Origin of the sequence: Paenibacillus solani (assembly GCF_001277345.1) — a bacterium.
Lineage (GTDB): Bacteria > Bacillota > Bacilli > Paenibacillales > Paenibacillaceae > Paenibacillus_AQ > Paenibacillus_AQ solani.
The window spans coordinates 2035288-2059744 of record NZ_LIUT01000001.1; the positions used below are offsets into that span (position 1 = coordinate 2035288).

General features: G+C 43.0%; 18 protein-coding genes and 2 pseudogenes. 1 reads left to right on the forward strand and 19 read right to left on the reverse strand.

Going from position 1 to position 24457, the window contains the following annotated elements; all coding sequences use genetic code 11:
• Nucleotides 1-17: 17 nt before the first annotated feature.
• The 7 genes from AM231_RS09165 to AM231_RS30425 form a co-directional block, all read right to left on the reverse strand.
• Nucleotides 18-944, reverse strand: a complete 927-nt coding sequence (locus AM231_RS09165; protein ID WP_054402350.1) for an ABC transporter permease — start codon at nucleotides 942-944, stop codon at nucleotides 18-20.
• Nucleotides 945-1153: 209 nt separating this feature from the next.
• Nucleotides 1154-1807, reverse strand: a complete 654-nt coding sequence (locus AM231_RS09170) for a phosphatase PAP2 family protein (protein WP_054402351.1) — start codon at nucleotides 1805-1807, stop codon at nucleotides 1154-1156.
• Nucleotides 1804-2010, reverse strand: coding sequence for a hypothetical protein (locus AM231_RS09175; protein WP_165593385.1), 207 nt, complete (start codon nucleotides 2008-2010; stop codon nucleotides 1804-1806). The genes AM231_RS09170 and AM231_RS09175 overlap by 4 nt, the downstream gene beginning before the upstream one ends.
• 313 nt (nucleotides 2011-2323) lie before the next feature.
• Nucleotides 2324-3109: a DeoR/GlpR family DNA-binding transcription regulator gene (locus tag AM231_RS09180; RefSeq protein WP_341271604.1), complete on the reverse strand. Its 786-nt coding sequence runs from the start codon at nucleotides 3107-3109 to the stop codon at nucleotides 2324-2326.
• Nucleotides 3110-3459: 350 nt separating this feature from the next.
• Nucleotides 3460-4524 carry a serine hydrolase domain-containing protein gene (locus AM231_RS09185; protein WP_054402353.1) on the reverse strand — a complete coding sequence of 355 codons (1065 nt, stop codon included), beginning with the start codon at nucleotides 4522-4524 and terminating at the stop codon, nucleotides 3460-3462.
• Nucleotides 4525-4709: 185 nt separating this feature from the next.
• Nucleotides 4710-5045, reverse strand: a complete 336-nt coding sequence (locus AM231_RS09190; RefSeq protein ID WP_054402354.1) for a hypothetical protein — start codon at nucleotides 5043-5045, stop codon at nucleotides 4710-4712.
• Nucleotides 5046-5253: 208 nt separating this feature from the next.
• Nucleotides 5254-5526: a GNAT family N-acetyltransferase gene (locus tag AM231_RS30425; RefSeq protein ID WP_082341692.1), complete on the reverse strand. Its 273-nt coding sequence runs from the start codon at nucleotides 5524-5526 to the stop codon at nucleotides 5254-5256.
• 221 nt (nucleotides 5527-5747) lie between these two features.
• Between AM231_RS30425 and AM231_RS09195 the strand changes: the two genes are divergently transcribed.
• Nucleotides 5748-6455 carry a P-loop NTPase family protein gene (locus tag AM231_RS09195; RefSeq protein WP_054402355.1) on the forward strand — a complete coding sequence of 236 codons (708 nt, stop codon included), beginning with the start codon at nucleotides 5748-5750 and terminating at the stop codon, nucleotides 6453-6455.
• A 292-nt stretch (nucleotides 6456-6747) separates the two neighbouring features.
• Here the strand turns inward: AM231_RS09195 and AM231_RS09200 are convergent.
• The 12 genes and pseudogenes from AM231_RS09200 to AM231_RS09245 all read right to left on the reverse strand — a co-directional run.
• Nucleotides 6748-6918: pseudogene (locus AM231_RS09200) on the reverse strand (MFS transporter); the annotation flags it as partial.
• Nucleotides 6919-7243: 325 nt separating this feature from the next.
• Nucleotides 7244-7402, reverse strand: a pseudogene (locus AM231_RS28080) (erythromycin esterase family protein); the annotation flags it as partial.
• A gap of 186 nt (nucleotides 7403-7588) precedes the next feature.
• Nucleotides 7589-13735, reverse strand: a complete 6147-nt coding sequence (locus tag AM231_RS09205; RefSeq protein WP_054402357.1) for a hypothetical protein — start codon at nucleotides 13733-13735, stop codon at nucleotides 7589-7591.
• Nucleotides 13732-17064 (reverse strand): hypothetical protein, encoded by a 3333-nt coding sequence (locus AM231_RS09210; protein ID WP_054402358.1) that lies wholly within the window; start codon nucleotides 17062-17064, stop codon nucleotides 13732-13734. The genes AM231_RS09205 and AM231_RS09210 overlap by 4 nt, the downstream gene beginning before the upstream one ends.
• The gene (locus AM231_RS09215) at nucleotides 17061-18131 is read right to left on the reverse strand and encodes a hypothetical protein (RefSeq protein WP_054402359.1); all 1071 of its coding nucleotides are present in this window, start codon (nucleotides 18129-18131) and stop codon (nucleotides 17061-17063) included. The genes AM231_RS09210 and AM231_RS09215 overlap by 4 nt, the downstream gene beginning before the upstream one ends.
• A gap of 77 nt (nucleotides 18132-18208) precedes the next feature.
• A complete protein-coding gene (locus AM231_RS09220; protein WP_054402360.1) occupies nucleotides 18209-18406 on the reverse strand; it encodes a fructose-bisphosphatase class II in 198 nt (65 codons plus the stop codon).
• A gap of 71 nt (nucleotides 18407-18477) precedes the next feature.
• A partial coding sequence (locus tag AM231_RS09225; RefSeq protein ID WP_207383555.1) for an IS3 family transposase occupies nucleotides 18478-19080 on the reverse strand: 603 nt, incomplete at its 5' end.
• 727 nt (nucleotides 19081-19807) lie between these two features.
• Nucleotides 19808-20863 carry a serine hydrolase domain-containing protein gene (locus tag AM231_RS09230; protein WP_054402362.1) on the reverse strand — a complete coding sequence of 352 codons (1056 nt, stop codon included), beginning with the start codon at nucleotides 20861-20863 and terminating at the stop codon, nucleotides 19808-19810.
• Between the two features lie 215 nt (nucleotides 20864-21078).
• The gene (locus AM231_RS29485; RefSeq protein WP_207383556.1) at nucleotides 21079-21252 is read right to left on the reverse strand and encodes a hypothetical protein; all 174 of its coding nucleotides are present in this window, start codon (nucleotides 21250-21252) and stop codon (nucleotides 21079-21081) included.
• 159 nt (nucleotides 21253-21411) lie between these two features.
• A complete protein-coding gene (locus AM231_RS09235) occupies nucleotides 21412-22272 on the reverse strand; it encodes a metallophosphoesterase family protein (RefSeq protein ID WP_423212920.1) in 861 nt (286 codons plus the stop codon).
• 38 nt (nucleotides 22273-22310) lie between these two features.
• Nucleotides 22311-23147: a DMT family transporter gene (locus AM231_RS09240; protein WP_242615098.1), complete on the reverse strand. Its 837-nt coding sequence runs from the start codon at nucleotides 23145-23147 to the stop codon at nucleotides 22311-22313.
• A 179-nt stretch (nucleotides 23148-23326) separates the two neighbouring features.
• The gene (locus AM231_RS09245) at nucleotides 23327-24094 is read right to left on the reverse strand and encodes a DeoR/GlpR family DNA-binding transcription regulator (protein ID WP_053493383.1); all 768 of its coding nucleotides are present in this window, start codon (nucleotides 24092-24094) and stop codon (nucleotides 23327-23329) included.
• Nucleotides 24095-24457: the final 363 nt, after the last annotated feature.

The window sequence follows — 24457 nt, forward strand, 5'->3', positions numbered from 1 at the left end:
CCTCTCTCCCCTTTCTGCTAAAATAAAGCGTCACGTTTATTAATTCGCCTTACTGCCGAATTCGCTGTTAGTATAAGCACCAAGCAAACTGCGGATTGATAGAATCCGGCTGCTGTTGACATGCCAATATCTCCGGATTGAATCATAGCTCGATAGACAAAGGTATCGATCGTATTTGTGGTTGGGATCAGGGCTCCAGTATTCATTGGAACCTGATAGAATAACCCAAAGTCCGACCGAAGAATACCGCTGACCGCAAGCAAAGTCATGGTTGTGATGACAGGCAAAATAAGCGGGATGGTGATCCGGGTCATCTGCTTCCACTTGCTCGCACCGTCGATCTTGGCGGCTTCGTAATATTCTTTGTCTATTCCAATGATGGAAGCGAAGTAGATGATGGACAGATAACCTACGTTCTTCCACCCGTTTACGATGACCAATATGTATGGCCAATATTTTGGTTCTCCATACCACGATATCGCCTCAGCACCGAACCATTTGATCAACAGCTTGTTAACAAGGCCGCTATCCACATTCAAAAAGCTGTATACCAGATAGGCAACCACTACCATAGAAATGATATGCGGCAGCAGGAATGTGCTTTGATAGAACCGACTGATCGCTTTATCCTTGATTTCATTAATTAACAGCGCTACCAGAACGGCTAACACCAGATTGAGCACGATAAAGACGATATTGTATAGAAAGGTATTCCGAGTTATGATATACGCATCTTGTGAGTTAAACAAAAATTTAAAGTTATCGAATCCGGTCCATTCACTTCCCCATATGCCATCAACATAATTATAATTCTTAAACGCTAGAATCACGCCGTAAATCGGGATATAGTTATTGATGAACAAGTAGACGATCCCCGGAAACGTCATGATCAGCAGCCACTTATACTTCTTCAATCTCTTCCTTAAACTCGACGTGTCCCTCATGTTCCAGCCCCTTTGTGTCAAGTGATGAAAACCCTTACATCTCATTCTATATTCAACGAAAATGCTCAGCCACTATCCTCATGACTTTCTAGTGCAACGATGGTGACTTTTTCTCTGTATAAGGTGAAGAATAGGACTTCATGTAGCGTCTTGATTCCATCAAAAAAGACGACTGCTGCAAGCAGTCGCCTCAGAATACATTTTATGGCCTAATACACATTCTCCTGACGAACGATTTCTCCTTTAAACTTCGATTGTTGACCGCGAGATAATCTTCCCACCCCGTACCACAGGATCTCTACCAGCGCGATAGCACCGGCCACGTCCAGAAGGACATGCTGCTTCACGAACAAAGTAGAAACAATGATCGACCAGGCACATACCTTCACCGCTGTTCGTTCCCGTTTTGAAACAAAATCGCTACCCACAGCTCCCTTGATCATTAAATAACTGGTCAACACATGAATGCTGGGGAAGCAGTTGTAAGGATTATCCGTACTGTACACCAGGCCCACTAAGCGCTCAAAAATTCCTGACCCCATGGTTTGAGGCCGATCAACTGTCGTCTGGAATAAGAAAAATATTAGATAGCAAGCAAGCAAACCGATACATTGGGTAACCAATGTCCGGTAATACACTTTTTGTTCCCTGACACAGAGCAATATCAGCACGATGAATATGAAAGGGTACCATATCAGATAAGGAATTATAAAGATCGGCACAAAAGGTATATGGGCATCAAGATCCGTCATCAGACTGTATACCGGTATATGCGCTTGATTCAAAATAGCGTAAAAAATGTTGATTACAGGTATGATCAGTATCCATAACAACGGGAGATAAGCTTTCCAACTCCGGCTCACATGCTCCCTCCATCCTGCTTCGACTCATGGGTCTGATTCATGTATATGAAGCGCCAGCCTCTCGACATTACTCGTAGGAATCCGAATTTTTTAGCCCCCGCCACCCGCTCTGTGCCTGCGACGATTACTCCATCAAGGGTTTGAGCATATGCACGGTTATTAATAAATGCATCATGGGTAAATAAATTTCCAAGCTCCATCATTAGCACTCCTAAATTTTACAGTAGAATCATTAATATACCATGGGCTCAAGTTAAATACTAGACTTGTATTTTTCTTCATTGATTCCCAAATCAAAACAAGCAGTCCAAGCTGGACTGCTTGTTACCTGTTGACCATAAAGACACAAGTGGATCGATTAACTCCGCGTCGGAAGAACAGTTGAAGTGCGTGAGCCATGTCAGAAAATTCAGAAACATACAAACACACACAAATGCAACTCTAGAATAAGTGCCTTCCCAATAAATAAAAAAGATTCCTGGTTCGTGGAACCAAGAATCTTTCATAGGATTATGATTATTTATATACGATTTCGATGCCGTTCTTGCGAAATTGTTCAACGATATCTCGATCGATTTTGGAATCCGTCACAAACCGTTCTACTTCCGCTGCTCCGCATACTTTGATAAATGAATTTTGTCCGAACTTGCTGCTGTCTGCCAGAGCGATGCAGCGCTTCACGTTCGAGAGCATTATTTTTTTCACTTGAATTTCGCCGACTCCGTAATCTGTAATCCCTGCTTCCAACGTAACCCGGCTCATACTCATAAAGAACAAATCCGCATGAAAGCGCGATGAAAACTCTTCCGCCAAATCCCCGATAATGCTTTGCTCTTCATGACGAATAACGCCTCCTGTCATAATCACCGTATAACCCGGCATCGAAACGAGTTCGTTTACGATCGAAAGCGAATTCGTAATCACGGTTAGTCGGTCAAACTTAGCCTTCAACGCCTTGGCTATCTGGGTGTTCGTCGTACTTGGGTCAAGTGCGATAGACATCCCTTCAGTCACATTACGAACCGCAATCTGAGCTAACTCCGTCTTCTCTTCCATATATATCGATTCGCGGATTGGAAGCGGGATTTCCCTGCTGTAGTCAGGCTCATTCGGAATCGCTCCGCCATGTACTCGCCGCAAATAGCCTTCGCTTTCTAAATATTCGAGGTCCCGTCTGATCGTCTCGAACGAAACTTCGAAATGCTCCATGAGCTCCGAGGCTCGGATCGATTTGTATTGATTCAGTCTCTGAATAATGATTTGATGCCGCTGCTCTGCAAACAACTCTTCCACTCCTTGCATACCTAGACTTCTTGATTAGAAGTTTATCCTCCCGTTCAGGAGGTTTGACGACAATCGGGCAACCGCATTGTTAGGCTGAAATCGTTACCGGTGTCCACGATTCTAACATTCTTTCTCAAAAGCGTGGCAAAAACTACGGAGTGGTTGTAGGACAGTTAGATATTTTAGGATTGTTCATCCAAAAAGAACTCGAAGGCGTATTGGACTACCTGGGGCAGCATGATTTAAACGTTTCCAGTGGAGGAAAGTTATTTTATCGATTCCTAATAGCTTAATTGAGTTAGTCATGGTAATAGGTATTGTATTAGTCGTCCCATATTTTAATATCACAGCTGCTCCTACGTTACTATTTAAATCCCTTCACTTCTTAGGATTGACTCAAATATTTTTTTACCTGTAAAGTCTATCATAGTTCCTTGAGAAGGCTCTTTTTTAGTAAACCATTTTAGTAATTGAGCCAAATAATAATCCATAAGAGAATTCGTGAAAAAAGAATAATTGGATAGCAATACAACTCCTGCGCGGAGTTCCTTGTTGAAAGCTAGATAACTATTAAAGCCAGCTGTACCCCCGTTGTGCCAGAGGATACCTTTGTCTAGAATTTTGTCCCCACCCCAGCCAAAATAAAGATTTGAATTTCCAATCCATATCGGAAGATGACTTTTTTGTAGTGTAGAGGCTATCGGATGATCATCATTTAGATTGGCTTGGACAAATAAACTCAAATCGCTAACAGAGGACTTAATCCCCCCAGCTCCTTCATATATAGAAAGATCCCAATGAGGGACTCTTCTGCCAGTTGAAGCATGTCCATTCAAAAACCTGCTATTCTGTTCTGAATCAAGCATAACAGCTGTCTCATTCATCTTTAATGGTCTCGTAATATATTTTTTTAACAGTTCGTCATATGTATTTCCCGACACCTTACATAGTATATTTCCTAGTAAGCCCACACCGAGATTGGAATATCCAAATGAAACAATGCTATCCGTGTAGTCAGCATTAGATAAAAAAGCAGTTAAATCTTCCTCGGTATACATGGAATAAGGATTTGATCTTTTTTTAGTCAAGATATGGTTTGTTGCCAATACAGGTAATCCAGAGGTATGAGTAGCCAGGTTTTTCAAGGTAATCTTATTCAAATAATCGTTTTCTGCGTTCTGCACAAACTTACCAACCACATCATCCGAGGAAAGCAGTCTTTCCCGTTCCATTTCTAATAATAGTATTGATGTGAAAACTTTGGTTATGGAGCCGATTTCATATAACATATTTTCGGGAGGGATCATACTTTTCTTTTTATTATTACTAAATGAATGGTATTCAATGTCTCCCTCCCTAACAATCCCGATAGCAAGATGTAAATGTTTCTTATCTTTCGTGTAATCGGAAACGAAACTTTCTAAATCTTCCATTGTAAAAGTTACTCCTTTTAATAATTTTAAGATTCATACTTGAGTGTTGAAATTACGTTAAATCAGCCTGTTTGGGTAATTATGTATTCGTTTCCAACTCTCAACATTCCTGCCCACCCCCTTCCTCATTTCTACTGGATTCTATGTGATGAGAGACTCGTGCCCCGTTAGTGGAATATCAGAATCTACCCGAAATATTGAAAAGTTAACTGATACAATGCTATGAGAAGTCCTAAAATACTCGCTTTCATTTTTGAAGGATGATTTCTTTTGCTACGAAACAAGTAAAGGTAAACCACTATAAACCCTAAGGGAATCCATAGCTGAAATACACCTTCTGTTGTAGCACGAGTAAAAACTGGAGTAATGGATGTGCTAATCAAAAAGTAAAAGAAAACCGTAAAGTGTCTTGTTTCTAATTGCTTGCTCCACCTTACTAAAAAGAGAATAATAATTATTGCTATAATCGTAATGTGTAAAGGCGGTAGCACAATAGCCGCGCTTCCAAATTTGAATTCCATTTCTGAATTGCCCTCCTCATGTTAGTGCATCACCACTTATATTCGCATGAAGACATATCCTTCTTCTCCGTAAACTAATTAACTAAACAAATAAATCGGATAGCTAAATCCAATTATATGCTTACTTTGAATAACGGAATAATCGAAGGATTAGTTACATACTAGGTTAATCTGCCCGTTAGCTTAATCGTGTGTATCACTTCTCGGTCTATTCAAAACTATTAAAATAATACCGATAATACATAAAATCATGCCTCCCATTTATCATATGAATCAGCAAACTTTGCTCATTAACAAGCTGGAACCCGCAGTATTCAAGAACCTTTTGAGACGGGATGTTGTCAATCGCAACTGTTCCAATGATATATGGAATATCGTACTTTTCCTCTATCCATTCAAGAGTTCCTTTTGCAGCCTCCTTAGCGTACCCTTTCTCTCTTGCACATGGGAGAATCCCATAGCCAAATTTAGGTTCATTCAGGTCATCATTTTACGTTATCCTGCCCGTTAGCTGAATAGGCAGCCAATAATCACAGTTGCCTATTGTAATAGTGCTATCGTTTCCCGTTAGCTCAACAAGGTCCACTCACTTCGGCGGATATGGGACAATAAGATACTTCGGCCCCTTCGAAGACAGGATATTTCTCCCAAACGTCGAAAGTATAATCGATTTACTGACCAAAGGAGGCATTCTAAACAACCATGAATGAAAAACGACACTCAACAGCAATCCATTCTTCGAAACGATTGCTTATTATCGACGGTATCCCCGGCTCCGGCAAAACGACGACGGCGACCCGCATTTATAACCGGTTGATATCACAAGGCATACGCGCAAGATGCTTGCTCGAGCAGGCAGAAAATCACCCTTTGCTGCCGCCCATGGAGCAGTACTATGCGTTGAATACAGATGAAGGCGCTGACGCCTTCATCCGACAGCTAGTTGACCGGTACAGCCGGTTCGTCGAAGAGCAATTAAGCAGCTCCGAAGACATCGCCATTATAGAAAGCGTCCTTTTCCAGGACATTGTCAGCGTTTCGCACCTGCAAGGCATGAATATCGCTCAGCTCCAAAGCTTTACCGAGTCGTTGCAACTGTTGTTGATGCCGCTAAACCCTCACCTAATCTACTATTACCACACCGATGTCGAAGGGCAGTGGCGGTACATATGCGGTATTCGCGGCAACGAATGGGGACCAGTCTCCTTTCAATCGGATGATGATTTCGTTCAGGCTGGCGAGGTGTGGAGCTCAAGTCAGGCATTCGTACGCGCGGCGATCGATGCATGGCCGATCCCAAAGTTGATCATAGAGAACAAGGATTATTCGTGGGCTGAGTATGACGCTCGAATCGACAGCTTTGTGTCGGAATCGTTGCTGAGCGATGGTATGAACATACGACCAAAATGAAATAGGGGCTGACCTGAATTTGCTTTGATCTTCGAGCAACAATATTCCCGTTTTAACTGAAAAATGGAGCAGTTTCCGACTGATGAGTTGGCTCCATTTGATTTAAGCTAGCCTTCTTCATTCTCTTCAAACGGTATCTCCTCTTAAACTATATGTGTCAGGTGCTTCTTCGATTAATTCAAGCCACTTGTCTGATATCTTTAATAGCTTCTCTGCCCCTTGCTTATTAATAACAGTTACCCCGTAGTAATTTAAACCTTAGCAATTTTATTTTGTTTCGGGGTTATATGAAGGTAACCAGTTGTCCGGCCAGCGCCTGCGTCACGTCAAGATCACTCGCAATCTGGGGCAGTAGCCCTGCAGGCAGACTTTCTGTAAGTATGCAGATAAATCCTGCCATGGCTAATGCCAAGAGACTTGCCCAGGGCAGACTTTCCTTTTCAGTATCGGTGACAGTATACATTTCGTTCGAGATCACAAAAAATGCTCCTTTATGCTGTATTTTGAGATAGCTCAGATATCCATTTACTATCTTTGATAAGCTTACAGAATTATGCTCTCATTTTGCACACAGCATTAAAGGTAGTTGACTCTTATCACAAGGATAATCCATCTATTTTGGAATGCTTACATTTATTTTAATGGTCAGCTTATTTTCAGATACAATGTTGTGTTAACCTGCCCGTTAGCTTAACGAAAAATGGAGCAGCTGCCAACCGGCAAACTGCTCCTTAATGTTTAAACTAACGTTTCCCGTTAGTTTAATAGTATCAACTTTAAATAAGACTTTATTGATTCAGTTGAGATGGATTCACTTTTTGAATATGGACGATGATGTCAAATGTCTTGCCTAATGATACATCAACAGTTGTTGGGATATCTGGACCTACCATAGTTTTTCCAGCGAAAACGGGATGTTGCTCGTTTAGCCAAGTTTTTGTCACTCCAGTGTAATCAGCGGCTTCTAATGTTACTGTTTTTTTCTCACCCGACAGTTTTTAAACTATTGAGTGCTGTATTAATTCCCTCCAATGCATTTTCCAGTGTAAAAAAAGTACCCATAGCCAAGATACTTTTTTTCAAAGTGTCCCGTCTATGGGTACCACCAGTTTAAAATCCTGGCCCATGTTCTTTTAAGGTTTAGATTGTTCTACAAGCTCCTGTATATTATCTACATCCAGGTATAGATTCTTCAATCTTAAAATAGGCGGTCTCTTGGTTACTCGTGATTCGAACATACCGAGCTCAAAGACCAATGTACCCACCGTTGGTCTAGGACCATCCTTTCTTTTGAATTTGTCCAATATTTTAGCAGCCAATGCATCTACGATGTCTTTACCTGTCTGGGTATCCGGATCATATTCGAATTGCACTAATAAATTTGACGGGACACTAACCGAGTAAATATCCGGCGTTCCTTCAAACAGCGGGAAACGATATTTCACCCATCCTTTCAAGGCATGGCCTTTTTGCAATCTGCCTTCCAATACATGTTCGAATAATCCATTAATGTGCTGATTAAGCGGCATGATCGTCGGCGAACCATCTAGCTCGGCAATATTCATCGGCTTGCGATGGATTAGTAGCGGCTCGAGCGGGCTGCCGAACTTCACTGCCATACTTTCGAATACAAACTTTGGATTGGTTTTCATGTAAAATTTGGACATTCCGGTATCAAAGATTCCCTCATTACGGGTGAGCTGAGTTTCTGCCCATGCTGTCCGATACTGGATGATGTCAATGTTGTCTAAGTGGACGGTTTTTTTCAGATGTTCCTTCTTCCCTCTGTCCTTAAAGATCAGGTATACCCTTCTTCCATTGCCCAAATCCTGTTCATTCAAAAATCTATACATACCGGTCGTAACAGTTTCGGTCACATACCCGTCAATGGTGATCACAGGGTATTCAATATTGATCTTAGAGCGGGTATTCTCACTAATTGATATCACTAAAGGTGAATCATGATCTCCATCCTTGTCTGGCATCTCCTGAATTTCATATTTTAATACAGTAGATGAAAGGCCTTCATCCGAAATGGCAGCCTGAGAAACCCACCATCTCCACTTGTCGGTCAAAAGAGTCAGGCTCGTCAACAAAAACTCAATCGGAATTTTAGCTTGGCTTGTCTGACAGCCTTGAGGATTCAATAATCCGTCTAATACCGCTTTAATGCCTAGACAGGAAAGGCGAAACTGTGCTAGCGCGTGTGCAAATTCCTGAAACGGATCGTTCTCGGTCAGGTTCGAAGGAAAGTCCAATATGATCTTTACCTTGATCCGATCCTGAATGGACATCATTTCCACCATCTCATAGTTATACTTGTATTTCCAAAGACGTGCCTGCTTCAATGTAGAAGCTTGCTCTTGGTGCTCATGCCAATGCACAGGAAGCGAAGGTGAAGAACCCGGGCACTCTTTGATTATAATGGGTATACTTGGTTTTTCATTGTTTCCGCTGTTAATAGCCACGTCATATGGTATGATCAGCGCCAGCCATGATGCGGTCTGATATCCTTCCATGCTTGGCAAATCTTGAATATCGTGCTCAACATGGCTAATTCTGAAGACCAATTGATCCCATTGCTGAATTTCATAGTCTTTTGGTTTTTTGGTGTCAAACAAATACGTCAAGTAGGTGGAAGTGCCTTGAAGCGGAATTTTCGCGTCTGAAAAGACATATTCCTTCTGCTGCTCGCCCACAGTGGTCATCTGTCCATAAAGTCTCGGAGCAATCTTCTCCTGAACAACAGGCATAGTAGTTGTAACCATATGTTGAACTATCGCATCGGTCTCGTAAGCATCGGATAATTTGTATCGCAGTTGCTGTTTGAATCTTTCTTGAGCCTCGGCATGGTTGCTGTTATCGGGATAGTCGGGATTTAGCACCCCCGTGTGCTCCAACGAAGACGCTATGATCCCGGCCAATGTGCGTTTGCAGTCCATGATCTTTTCAAAGGTAATCCCGTCATCTACGCGGTATGCAAGTTCAGCATAACGGCACTCCAGAAGCTTATCTGTTAGCTGCAGGCATTCCTTGGCAAGTAAATTAACGTCCAATACTTGATGATGCTCAAGTTCCGGTAATCCATCATAAGTTTGAAGATTAAACGTCGCCTTTAGCTTACGTCTAGCATTCAGAGCCGGCGAGAATGCATAGCTCTTATGGTCAATTTGAATCTGAAGCTTTTGGAGTTGTACGACCCAGAGGGCTTTATCCATTCCTTGTTTGCATCCCTTGTTACGTGAAGAACCGGTCGCCAGCTTCGCCTGAAAATACTCCTCGAATGACTGAGCAAAAGCCTGTAACGTAGGTTGCTCCAGTGGATGATTATTGTTTGTAAGTTTTCCTTTGAGCGCTGAAGGCAATATCATCGACATTCCTTCCCTGACTTCCTTCACATGGCTAAATGCAGGATCAATTAAATCATCCATTCTATCCGTACGCTTGATAACCAGAGAAACGGTTAGTTCGAAGATCGTATCAGATTGATCGAGAACCACTGGATAAGAGTAAGTCAGCAGGTCGACATGTATTGCTCCTTGCTGGGGATCAATGATCACAGCTTCAAAAAACGCAATGCATTGGTTGATATAATGTAACAACCCAGCTTTGTCCATATTATACGATTGAGGGGCTAACGATGCATCAAGAAAGACATCCACTCCATCCTGAGCCATTTGGATAAGGATTTTCTTGTAACAGACCAGTGCCAGTCTGGCGCCTTCTCCTTTGGGATCGTTGACGCTGCTATAGAGCTCTTCCTGTAATCGGATGGTAAGCTTCAGATGAATACCGCCCTGATCTTTTATAAAATCATACTGGAGTTCTATACCTGGCCATTGATGTATCGGTATCATCGGACTGCGCAGATATAACGGAAGGGAAATCAGGAAATCAGGCTGTGAAAGCCGGTTTCCGAATCCGTCCTGCAAATGAAGTCTGATCTGTACGCTCTCTCCCGCTCCCGCATACGGATTAGACACGACAGGACCACGCAAAGTATTAAATTTATAATCCTTGTGAAACTGCGAAACAGGCACCACGAAAGCATAATGCTTCTCACCGTTCTCTTCTATATGGGCGCTTACAGGCAAGGCAGCCTGGTTTTGGGCCGGAATTGTAGCATGTCCTCCCGAAGAGCCTTCCAAAGTGAATCCGATTAAATTAAACTGATCCTTCAAATACCTTTCTAAATACGTTTCTCCTTCAGAGCTTTTACGTATCACTTCGATGCCAACATGACCCTCTGGTATAGCGGATAACCTGACCGATTCACTTTGCTCCTCAAAGTACAATTCATGCTCATTTAGGTCAATATCCGAACCTTGAATCCAAATCAGACTGTTCATATAGGGTTGAAGCTGCTGATTGGACTCGTATTCAATAAAAATGGTAACCCGTGCAGAGTCCTTTCCATCGAATACTTCCTTAGGCAACCCTTTATTATCTTTACAGTAAGCCAGAAAAAAACCATCAAAGCGGACAATGCTGGATTGAAGTAGATAGCGAATGATCCATTGTTGCTTGTGAATATCCTCTTTCAAAGATTTTGTCAATGCTGGTGGTTTGCCGAAATTGGACAGGTTAGTCCTGAACAAAAACACTTCCGCTCCATCCTCTGATTGCAACCCATCTACTCCTTTGGTTGAATACAGTAGTTGTATGGATTGAATCGATGCATTTGAATCTTGCGTCATCGAGGAGTAAAGCTTTTCCAGCAGCCGCTGGCTCCCCTCATCTGTTCCGATGACCTCGTAAATCGCCTCATTATCATGATCCGAAATTCCTGGAACTACGTGTCCCCGGCGTATTTCAACCTCCAGTTTTGTTGCTAACTGATATCGCGAAGGATCGACACTTTGGCAGGTTTTCTCTTTTTTGTTATATATCATGAGATCAACCTCTATAGGGGGATCTGCCAGGTACTGTTTACGCATTAACGGTTCTGAAAAAGGCAAGATCCACTTGTCCGTGTTCCATATCAAATGGGCTTTGAAAGAATACTTCTCCCGTACATCCCGGTAAGATACCATCGGGCTGACATTTTTAAATTCATCTTTTAGTTCAATGCGCTGCAAATCGCGAAAACGTTCTAATTCACACGGCGGGACGTCAATAGCGACATCGGGTTCGCCCTGCCCAGTTGCATCCGGATAAGGGTAGAAATCAACGCTTAAGGCTGGATCCGGATTTCGGACATTAGACATCCGAATAAGTATTTTGTCATTCGCTTGCAGCATCGGTACAGTAAATTGTTGGCCGATTAATTGATAGATCGGATATAGCGGAGTTCCCTTTTTAAATGCTGTATTCTCGGGACCGGGTACTGTCATGCCGAACAAACAATACCGGGAAGCCATCCCGGCGAGATCCTGTACCATCTGCATTGTCATGACCTTATCGTCTGCGACAAGCTCTCCCAACTTGATGCTGTTCTTGCCGCTCTGTGCCATCCAAGCCAGAGCCGCAGTCGTTGATTCTCTAGCGATCATGGTGACGTAATCTTGCGTGAAATGTACCGCAAAGGTCTGAGGTGACTGGCTGTATTGCGCTTTGCGATAACTCGCCAAATCATGCTCTTCTTCCGCAGATGTCTTAAAATCGGGGAGCATAGATCGGATATAGTCTTTTATGGCCTTTAAATAATCGGGATCCCTTGGGTTATCTCTTCTGAAATCAATTTTAGGATGCAGCACCTTTTCGCTCCCATCGCCTTTATAAAGCGTAGCTTCCAGCGTCATATCCGGAATCATCGGGAAATAGCATAATTCTAACTCTTGGTCGGATTCACCACAATTCGTCCCATCCTGTTGCTCCGGATAGAACATTTTGATGGAAAAATAATGATTCATAAAGGTCAGGATATCCTTCTCGTCCGAATTTCCATATTCAATGATGGTTTGTCCAGTCGATTTGTCCCCGACCAAATATTTCATAAACTGTACCAAATCATCAAGACGTACATCCAAATTCAGAACGTCCTCCAAGTTAGAACTCGATGAAGGATTAGTCCGCTTCAGGTAGGCATTTATCGACCAAATCAGAATGCCGCGGACGAGCTCTTTGAAAGACGGATCCGTCTGTCCCTCGCTTCCGATGTATGTCATAACCGTATAATTCAGCACTCTCTTACCATTTACATCGTCACACACACTGATATGCGGGATCGTAAACAGGCCGATTTCTATGGGCTGTCTTGGAATGATCCGATGCCAGTCTAATGTAGCTTGAGGGGCTTCCAACCGGAGGCTATTTTTGTTCTCAATGACAAAGTCAGTGCTTAGTTTGGTGTGGAACGATTTCTTAACTTTACCTTTTGTAACTTTAAAGTCCACCTTAATTTCGGCTTCGGCAGAAACATCCACACTTACTTTAACAGGAGTATCTTGATTCGTTTCAAAAATGACCTCTGCCGGAGCTTTCACATCAAATCTAACCGCAGCGGTGACGACTGAGAAATCCACTTCGCCGTATAGTTCACCCGCTACCCCAAGCACTCCCTTCAACCAATAGTTCTTGTCATCAGAGGACAGAACGAAACCTCCGGGCTTAGTGGCGATCACTCCTTCTACAATGCCCATAATGGTCAGATTAAGCCCTGCTTTGAAAATCCCCTGTTCAATAGTTTTCCCCACGCCGAGTCTCATGCCGATCCCGAATTCGGTAACTGATGTTGAATTCCTTGGAATATTTCGGCGAGAGGAAGCCTGTTCACTTAGTTTCCCAATGTAAAATCCGCCACCACCAGTGTACGGGAATGCTTCAATGGATAAAGAGCGTGAGAAATCCAAATGTTGCGGAAAACCAATATCCACATGAAAATCGCCATTCGTATAGAGTTCTACGTAAATTTCGGGCGTAATTAATACAAAGCTGCCATAGTCCATCCGTTTAAAATTTGACGGTAATGCCAATCTTCCTTTATAAGCTCCAAGGCTTCTTGATATTTTCTCGTACAGGATTTCGAGTTCCAGTCCTTCTAGATCTCCTGCCTTCGGACTTGAAAGGGATACGACGATTCCATATTGGCCCGGGTCCAGAAACAGCGCCTTCATACGGATATAATCCAGCACAGTAAAATCCAGGCCGATGATCCAATTGGTGTCTTTGTCATAATGAAGTCCGGTTGGCAGTGGCGAAACCTCGGAGCTTGGTTCTTGAAAAACGCCCTCCATTTGACTGATCGTCTCTTCTATGGTCGGCTGTGGGCTCAGCATGACATGCTGGCCAACCCCCAGGAAATTCAATTGAAAGCCAATAAAGTTCTCGCGTCTGCTCATGGCTCTGCTCCTCCCGTATCTTGTACTGCCCCATACCATCCAAGACTACCAGATAAAGCGTCAGGACCAGGGAACAGAATAATTTTGTTAGCATCTCCCGTTTCAGGCGAGAACGTCTGCCCTAGAAAGCGCTGAGTTAGATTTTGCAAAACAAGACTGTAACGCCTATTCCCGTCAAGTGACGACACCTCGTCAGCCAGGCATATCCCCTCAAACTGGGTATCCACTACTTGCTGCAGCTTCAGCAAGCTCTGCGCCATATTAACTCCAGGTATCCTTAGTCCGACAAAGACTCCGCAATCCGCACTCCAGCAGACGGCAACATTCGCAAGAACTTTAGGGTTCGAACCAAGACCTCCCAAGCTCCCTAAATCCATAATGAACTCGATTCCGAACCATTCTTCTTTATCAATAGGCTTCTCTTCTAATCCTGTCGATACCGGCATATAACCTGATTCTAATAATTCGGATATCCCCTTTCCGGTGATGAATTTGCTGATTTCGAGCGGGATAGAATTAAGCAAACTGTTCTCTCTTATAAAGCTTTGGCTCCTGTCCAGGAGAATGGAAAATGGATCGAACGCAAAATCCTTCTTAAGCTGCCGGAATGATACTGCTTCCGGAAACACCAATTGAACACCCAGATTCGTATAAGCCAGCCCTTTTGTAGCTATTGTAGGATCTACATCATCTGCAAATGAAAAAACGTCTTGTGCCAATTGCCCAAAAATCAATGATCCTTGAAAGGAAAAACGAGTTTTGATTTGACCGCCGGTGTCATCCAATGTTTCGAAGCTGGCTTTGATAAACTGGACGGCTGGCAAAATGTTGTTGTTTAGTTTGATGTGGTGCTCTGCCGCCGTACGGAAAACATACGTCTGTATTCCATTCTGTTCTTCCTGTGAACTCTCAAATTCAATGTTCGGCAGGCTCATGACGTTGTTTCCAAACAGCTTGCGGACGGCCAAATTCATTTTCGCATCAAAAAGCGCCAGTTCGGAGTTGAGGAAAAGTGCTTCCAGCTTAGTGACCTTGAAATCGAATGCCGAATCATCGTCATGCGTTCTCATCCCCGCATCCTTATATCGGATTAATCCAAAGAGTGAACTGTCATCGATCTGAAGTCCGGCGTCGTCAGAGCTGATTCGGCTAAAAGCAAATCCGAAATGATGAGCAAACAGGTTCGCAGGGTCCATTCCTCCAAGTAAGCATTTGAAATTTTTGGGCATCTGTTGGGGAATGATACTAACTCGAAATGACAACATTCCATTCCAGGTCTCATCCTGTAGGATGGATGCCAAATTCTCAAAAGCTTTGGATTCATCATCATCTTTTTTGGAAAGACTGATCGCTTCTTCGCACTGATCATTGAGCCAATTGGCTAGCTCGATCATCTCACCCTCCTTGTTGAACTCAGATGCGCGGGTCCAGCGCTTCGGATCTTTAACATAATCCAAGACAGTTCCCGCCCCATATTTAAAAACGATTACATTTTGTAAGGGGCTGTTCTCGTCGTCTACGGGCAACTGGATTTGAAAAGGCCACCCCGCAATGGACATGAGGTTATCAAATTTGTTCACTCGTCCGGATAAGTTTCTCGAAATAACCAAAAACATCTGATTCGTCTGAAACGCGTTTTTCAACTCCCTGGAAACATCACGAAACGATAACTCCAGATTCTTGGACTTAGCCAGAAGAAGTTTGGTCCATTGAGAGCCGTTATCGTGAACAAGCAACCCTTGAGGAGTAGCCGCTTGAACTTCTTCTTGATATAGAGGTTGAACCTGGTTAAAAAAGAGGCTATCCATCATTTCCTTCCTGACAAGCGCTGCTATTCTCCTCTCAAAATCGCCTTCGGTCCATAGAGGGCCTGGTGTGATTCCGGCATGAGGAATTAAAGGAACCGCAATGACTGCGTTCGTCAGATCAGCGACAGTTGATTCGTAGAAATCAAGGACCCGCTTATGATCTACGGACTGAAACTGTGCTTCCTCCTCAGGCTGGGAAAGGTATCGAATGGGATACCCGCTGGAGATACGCCCCTCCATAGCCCGAACAGCTACTCGCGTTGTGACAAATTCATCGGTTAATAAAGGTTCGTGATAAGAGGCCAGGCGTCTTCCAGGTTCTAATCCGAAGATTGGGGAATATCCGGGATGACCGACTTGAAAATCAAGTATGTCTCCTGCAAATTCCTCTGTTTTCACCAAGCATGCAATCGTTTCCGTTCCGGAAATTCCGCAAATGATATGAACGGGCTCTGTATGGCTAGGACCAACAGAAGGCACTTCCAGGTGATATCTCCCGCGCGGCAAAATGCGCATCGTAAATTCGTCTGAGATGGAATCCTTTCTCTGCCGGGAAAATACCATCATGCCGCAGCTGGAGTCCGGGATAAGGTAGGGTAACCCCTCGGGGTTCACCATATAACTTGCAGAAGGGATTAAACGCACCTCATGGCCAAATTGGGTGACGTAGTAACTGGACAACGTATCCGAAGATTGGCTCCAGTCCGGATCAAAAGCGAGAAATGTTCTGGATTCGGTATTTGGACTCAGCATATTTTCTTGATTGGCCGGGTCTACAGAAGCCTGAAAAGACAGCCTTTTCGCATCTCTTGGCTGGAAGATCGGAAATTCCAACCGCTGGACCGGTTCTCTGACGGATTCAGACGAATAGTAATAATTCATTGTAATTTCAAAGTTAATGAACAGTTCCTGTTCCGTCGTATCGAGCAGAAAGCGGAATGAACCGCCGCTTGGTCCAATGAAGGGCAAAAACGTTTCGTTGCCTCGAATCGAGGTATCGGATTGAGAAGCCACTCGCGAGAAAATGAAATGCTCTGCTGGGCTCGGATTCATTTTCTGCACATGGATATGCTGATGGGTTTTATCTAAACGAACCGAACATTTTTCTGGGATTGAAAAAACGACATACCGCCCAATGTCGATATTCATCGGATTCAAGGATACATAACGACCCGTTCCCTGTGCCGCTTTTCTCAAATTCAGATACCAGGCATTTTGGGTATTCAAATCCCCTGCATTTGAATCAGACAGGATCAAGATCGTCGTATGAAGTCTGCTATCGTTCGTTGTAGCCGTCACGAATGCACGTACCTTTTGAATGAAGTCCTGAAATTGCTGCGGGGAAGTTTTCGCAAAAATGAATATGCCCTTTTGATTCCATAACTTCTGTAGCGGGAAGGTCGTGCCAGACAGCTCCTCATTGGATATAAAAGCCCTCCAGCAAGGTGACCAAGTGGACTGCTCCTCCTCAGCAATCAACAAAGTGGAAATATCGCTTTTACGGAATTGTAAGTCGCTCATTGGCTGATCATTCCTTCACCAGCGGCATGGACAGCGACTGGATCACCTTGTGTGTCCCAGTTGAATAAGGTGCCGGTTATAGGTCTTGACGTGTTTCCATCAAAAATGATAGCATCCAATTTCAATTTTCCCATGTAATCTTCTGTTGGAGGGAACATCTCGGCAGAGCGCACGAGTAACTTATAGGGTTTATTGATTTCTTCGGGAGTCTTGAATATATAATCCTCCTCCTGCATTGGAGTTTCTTTCGTATGTCCCTGATACAAATATATCCAATCTTCGGTCGCATCCTTTTTATACCATCGAATCAGAGGAAATTGATTACGACCGTCATGATAAGCAAATGAAATACGGATCAGGTCATAATTATTATTTTCCGGATTTTTTGCAACACTGGCGTAAATCACGACCTTAGATTTTTCTATGGAGCCTAAGGGTTTCATTTCTGTGGATTCATCGTTAGCGCAGTGTGCTTCTGATCCCCACTTGGCGATTACCGTTTTAAACTTTTGATGACTTCGCCCGTATCGGTCCGAGAGAATACCATCAAATAAAACATAACCGTCCTGAAATACCGTATTTCTATGAATGGATAATTTACCGTCGATGATATGTGGATCCCGGCTTGGGTTATCGTGAGAAGTTGTCAAGTCCGTTTGCAAAACGAATATCTGTTCATAATGGCATTTTTCTTCATCGACATAGAGCCATCTGCATCCTGAACCTGGTTTAAGGAAAAACTGACTTCCGCGTATAAATTGAACATTAGCGAAATCAATCTGTTCGCTGTTCATAGCATACAAAGTAACGAGGGATTCAATTTCGTGATCCCCTCTTCCTATTTTGGATCTGCATATCAAGTAACAATCCATTTGATTCACATCCTTGAACATTTTTCTGAGTCGCTTACTTGTAGTATGCTCAAATGGCTTGTTATTAATTTTGGTGGCACTGGCATAATAGGTGAGAAGATCATCGGCTAAGCATCCTAAGGTCGAATGAAGTACGACCGACATTGGATCATTCTTCTCATCATCTTGATAACCCACAAAAAAAGAAGCAGACATGAACGCTAGTTCATACTGCTTCTTGCGATAAGTTGATCATTCGGATCATGCATGCATTCCGCTATTCCAAATCTGACTTACATCGCCGCTTCGTTCAAAATCTGCCGCTGAACAGGCATTTTATTAATGGTCCGCAGAAAGCTGATCAGCTGGTTTTGCGAATGCGTGATGACAGAGTGTGTGTCGGCCTTCTGGTTCGGCAGGTAGCGGACCCCGTTCAGAAATTCTCCGGATGCGACACCGGTAATCAAGAACAGAACGCTATCATGTTTCATGACACAACTTTGAGTACATAAAAAAGCCTGATAATTGGTTATACCCCTGTCAAGTAGACAAATGAAAAAGACTAAGCAGCCAGCGCGTGCCGGTACTCAATCGGCGCGCGCTGTTTGAGTTTTGCCTGAAAGCGCTGGTAGTTATAAAAATAAACATAATCTTCAACGGCTTGATGTACCTCTTCTTCTGTTTTACACTGAAGGAGGTACAACTTTTCCGTTTTAAGATGCGAGAAAAAGGATTCGATGCATGCATTATCCAGGCAGGTTGCTTTGCGAGAGTGGCTGCCTTTAATGCAGAATTCTTTCAATCGTGTGTTGTACGCCTCAGACGTGTATTGGAAGCCTTGATCCGAATGGAGCACGGCTTCTGAGACGTCTCTTTTTTGTGTCCACTGTTCGACGGTGTTAAGTACAAGTTCAACATCATTACGTCTAGAGATTTGCCAAGCTACAATTTCATTATTAAATAGATCTTGAATGACAGACAAATAATGAAAGTTTGTTCCGTCAGAGATATATGTAATATCCGTCACCATTTTTTGTCCCGGGGCCGTAGCATGAAATTGACGTTTGAGTCGGTTAGGGTACACCACAGATGGTGTATAACTGGATGATTTTCGTTTCTTTCGAATCACGGACTGAATCGACAGTTCTTTCATCAAACGCCATACNATCCCCTCTAAGTTAAGCTCGATTCTCATGATAACATGAGGCTTTTTTCGAGTGTCTACTTTGAGGGGATAATACCATAATTCAGGCTTTTCAGCTTTAATAAATGTAGACTCTTTTGTTCATTAGATATGCACATTTCGATCTCGCCTATTGTTTCTTCTTTTCACCTTGTAGCTTTTTATCATCATCGTTTTAGAAAAATAAAAACCCATTGGATCTAATCATCAACGGGTTTCAAAATTCAATTTTTTTAGTAATTACTGATCTCGGTCATCACCATGAGATATGAGCAGAAGACATTCTGTTTATGCGAGGTGTCCTAGATGTTGGAACCAGAGTAGCTGACGAATATTAATTAGATTTCAGTATAATCGGTTATCGGACCAAGTTCTTGTCCATTACGGTAATAGGTACAAGTTCTTGTCCTTGGCTCGGGACAAGAACTTGTACCGTTAAAACAATAAAGTCGCCGAAGCAGCGACTTTCAATGGGACTATGTTTTTGTCCCTCGACATTTTGCTATAAATACTAAGTTGTTTCTTCTTATGAGTTTATCCCACACCCTGGATCTACTTCGTCATCCGTAATCTTTTTTCTTTCCCTCATGTAGAACAAGGAGCAAGATCCACGGCCATCTTGCTCCTTGTTTGTTGTGTTTAGGTTGTTTTGGAATGTGTCTGGGGATTCGTGCCATTCAACTATCGTTTTCCGTTACTTTAATGACATTTATCTCTGCATGATTGCTTCAAATATTTTTTTACCTGTAGAGTCTATCATAGTTCCTTGAGAAGGCTCTTTTTTAGTAATCCATTTTATTAATTGAGCAATATAATAATCCATAAGAGAATTCGTGAAAAAAGAATAATTTGATAGTAATACAATGCCTACACGAAGTTCCTTATTCAAAGCTAGATAACTATTAAAGCCAGATGTGCCTCCGTTATGCCAGAGTATACATTTATCTAGAAGTTTATCCTCACCCCAGCCAAAATAACGGTTTGAATTTCCGATCCATATCGGAAGATGACTTTTTTGTAGTGTAGAGGCTATCGGATGATCATCATTTAGATTGGCTTGGACAAATAAACTCAAATCGCTAACAGAGGACTTAATCCCCCCAGCTCCTTCATATATAGAAAGATCCCAATGAGGGACTCTTCTGCCAGTTGAAGCATGTCCATTCAAAAACCTGCTATTCTGTTCTGAATGAAGCATAACGGCTGTCTCATTCATCTTTAATGGTCTCGTAATATATTTTTTTAACAGTTCGTCATACGTACTTCCTGACACCTTACATAGAATATTTCCCAGTAAGCCCATACCGATATTGGAATATTCAAACGAACCAATGCTATCCGTGTAGTCAGCATTAGATAAAAAAGCAGTTAAATCTTCCTCGGTATAAATTGAAAAAGGATTCGATCTTTTTTTAGTCAAAATGTGGTTTGTTGCCAATACAGGTAATCCTGAGGTATGAGTAGCAAGACTTTTCAAGGTAATCTTATTCAAATAATCGTTTTTAACGTTTTGCACGAACTTACCAACAACGTCATCCGAGGAAACCAGTTTCTCCTGTTCCATTTCTAATAATAGTATGGATGTGAAAACTTTGGTTATGGAGCCGATTTCAAACAACATATTTTCAGGAGGGATCATACTTTTCTTTTTATTATTACTAAATGAATGGTATTCAATATCTTTCTCCCTAATAATCCCGATAGCAAGATGCAAATGTTTCTTATCTTCCGTGTAATCTGAAACGAAATTTTCTAAATCCTCCATTGTAAAAGTTACTCCTTTTAATTGTATGATTCATACTTGAATGTTGAAATCACGTTAAATCAACCTGTTTTGGAAATCCGAATTATGTATTCGTTACCAACTCTCATTTTTCCTGCCCCGTTGGCTTAATGGATTAACGGATCAGCGGTGCATCACATATTGGAAATATCCTGCCCGTTAGCTAAATGAATTTGCATGGAAACATAGTTAGATACTTATCTAATCGGAAATCGGCTCATGTTCTTGTCCTTTACGGCAATCGGTACAAGTTCTTGTCTTTGGCTCAGGACAAGAACTTGTACCGATAAATCAAAAAAGCCGCTAAAATAGTGACTCTCAATGGGACTATGTTCTTGTCCTGCGACATATTTTTCCCGCTCACAATACATGAAGTTAAGGCCATGCTAACGGCGTTTAGCAGCGTTTCGAACCATGACTTACTTCTCCATGAAAAACCCTCCATCAATCCGACAGCCGTGTTCACTCTAATGAACCGATGTCGTTCGATGGAGGGTTCTTTTAAACCATGTTCCAATTATTCAAGCTGCTCAGGGTATTCTACATTCAAATCGGGCATTCTCCAGCCACTCGCCAGCAGCAAAATCCCGCCCCCTGACGATAACACGATCTTTATAAACATCGATGAACAGCCCCTGACTCCCTTCCTTATGCTCGTCTTCGTCAGTCCATAAGTATGCAACCGACGCGGCGTTAAACATATAAGGTAATCGTTCCTGCCCATCGAACATGGTATAGGGCGACTCTAGTTCCCAGTGAGTGTGCCCGGTGAACAGCATAGCGTGCCGGTGCTTGGAGAGAACTTCCTTGAGTGCTTCGTCTTGAGTAACCCCATACCACCTCTGCGACTCGTAAGATCCCGCGACTGTATCTTTAAGCGGCTGATGCAGGAAGACAAAGGCCGGACGAGCCGGGTTCTTGCTCTCGCTTAGCTTGCTGTCGAGCCATGACAGCTGAATCTCCGACAAGGAAGCGAATAGCTCTAGCCCTTCCTCGGTTCCGAGGAAGATAAAGTGATACCCGTTCACCCAGTGATCGTGGTATGCCCCACTCATCCCCGTGGCATCTTGATAAGCTCCCAATTGGGAAAGCCAATGTCCCCAACCGACATCGTGATTGCCTGAAGCAAAATAACTGACCGGCAATCCGGCACCATGCTCCCTCCATATTCTTTGAAACTCCGCATATTCCTCCGTATGCCCTTGGTCAGTAATATCGCCCGCGTGCATAATTCCGTCACTGTCTGGCGCCACCCGCTTAATATCTTCGAGTGCCCTTGCCAAATTACGATTGTACGTATGTCCGGGATCTGACCTCACGTGCGTATCGGTAATCACCTGAAATTGGAGCAGCACGTTCCCCTCCCGGTTTCTTCCTTCTTCATTCTGCATATTCAAGCTCTTCTTCCTCCTTCAAAAATGATTTCTATTTAAATTCCCAACATGCCTACAAGCAAGATGCCGGTAAAAATGATGCTTGCTGATACGATTCGCAGTACCCCCTTTCCTTCCTTTAGTAACAACACTCCCATCAGGGTACCGAAAACGGTTCCAATTTCTCGAAGAGGTGCTATGTATGTTAATGGCGACATACTCATGGCGAACAAAAACAACAAATAGGAGCCTGGTGAAAGAATTGCACCTGCTGCCACTAGTTTTCCATGCTCTCTCATCTCTCTCAACCAGCGTACTTCCCCAAAGCGAATAAAAGGGGCGAGACCCAGCATAAATCCGATATTGGAAATCTCCAGAAGCAAAGTTGGCGAAAAATGCTGGAGATTCACTTTGTCTACCATCACGTACGACATCGTGCAGAATCCTACGGCTACGGTATTGAAAAGCACCATTCTCGGGACTTGAAATCGTTGCTTCTTCATCGAGATGCCGCTTGATAGTATGAAGCCCAAAGCAATCAAGCCGAGTCCTAGCCATCCCCAGACGGATAACCGCTCGTTCAGAAGGACGACTCCGCAAAGAGGCAATAAGAAAGTGGATATCCCCCTCATCATCGGGTATACCTGGGATAAGTCGCCAAAGGTTAAGGACTTGGATAAGAAATAAGCATATCCCGCCTGAATAAACAGAGACAGAAATAACAGGATATAACCTGATAAAGGTGGATTTGCTGCGGCGATTTCGGCAATAAAGCCTGGGAGAAGAATAAGCGAAGTAGGGATATAGATGATAAATAAAAACAACTGCTTGTTCTCGCTCTTCTTAGCCAACATATTCCATACCGCGTGCGCCATACCAGACCCCAGTACCAATAATACTGCAAGTGAAATAGTTAGTTCTCCTCTCATAAACACAATAATAAGCCCTGATTAACACATAAACACACATAAATACAACCTAGTTCCGATGGTATCATGGGGAATTCTTACTGTCAATTCAAAATGAACAAAAAAAAGAACCTTGACGAAAGGTTCTGCTTGTTCCTGTGATATTAGTTGCAATCGATCTTGATTCCCGCCTCCTTGTATCGTTCAAGAACATCATATTCTAGCCGGGAATCCGTTACGATCCGCTCAATCTGATCGAATCTGCACACCGGTGTGAGCGAAACTGCGTTAAACTTGCTGCTGTCTGCAAGTACGATGACCCTTTGCGTTCGCTCCAGCATCTTCTTCTTCAATTGAATCTCACTTATGCCGTAATCCGTTAAGCCTTCGGTCAAGGATATGCCACTTACGCTCATAAAGAACAGATCGGCATGAAACTGTGAGACGAACGATTCGGCAAAATCGCCAACCACGCAACATTCCGAGTTGCGTACCACCCCTCCGATAAAGATAATCGTGAACTGGGGTTTTACCATAAGTATCGAGGCGATCTGAAAGGAATTGGTCAATATCGTCAATCGATCAAAGCGGGCCATCAATGCCTTGGCGAATTCGGTATTTGTGGTGCTTACATCCAGGAACAAGGATTGCCCTTCTTCCACGTAGCGGAGGGCAATCTGGGCCAACTCGCGCTTCTCTTGAAGTCTCTTCATCTCCCGCACGGTGAAAGGGAGCTCTATCTGATAGTCCACTGCGGGTAGGGTCGCCCCCCCATGAACCCTTTTCAAGAAGCCTTCCTGTTCCAGATATTCCAGATCCCTTCGAATCGTCTCGAAAGAAACTCCGAATTGCGCAATTAATTCCGATGTCTTGACCGATTGGAATTCATGAAGGAGTTGCATGATTTGTTGATGCCGATCATGTACAAGCATTCGATTTTCCTCCAATAATACGACTACGATTCATTTACTAATACAAGAATACCACAAAAACACAAAAACACACATTCATCTATAAATTTAAAAAGCGAGTTCAAATAGCTTTGACCGACCATCTATTGTCTTTCAGCCCATGTCAGGTCAGTGATCTGTTATTTATTTGTTGGACAGTAAGGCTTACCAGAACCATCAAAAAGAAGGGTATATGGTGTGTTATTTCCGTTGAATTAGCCACCTTTTGTACATACTTATTCAAAATGTTACCTTAGCACAGCCAGAAATATTTTCTTCCTTCGCAACTATTTTTAGTTCTTTTTTCATGACTCGGGATAAGAACTTGTACCAATAAACAAAAAA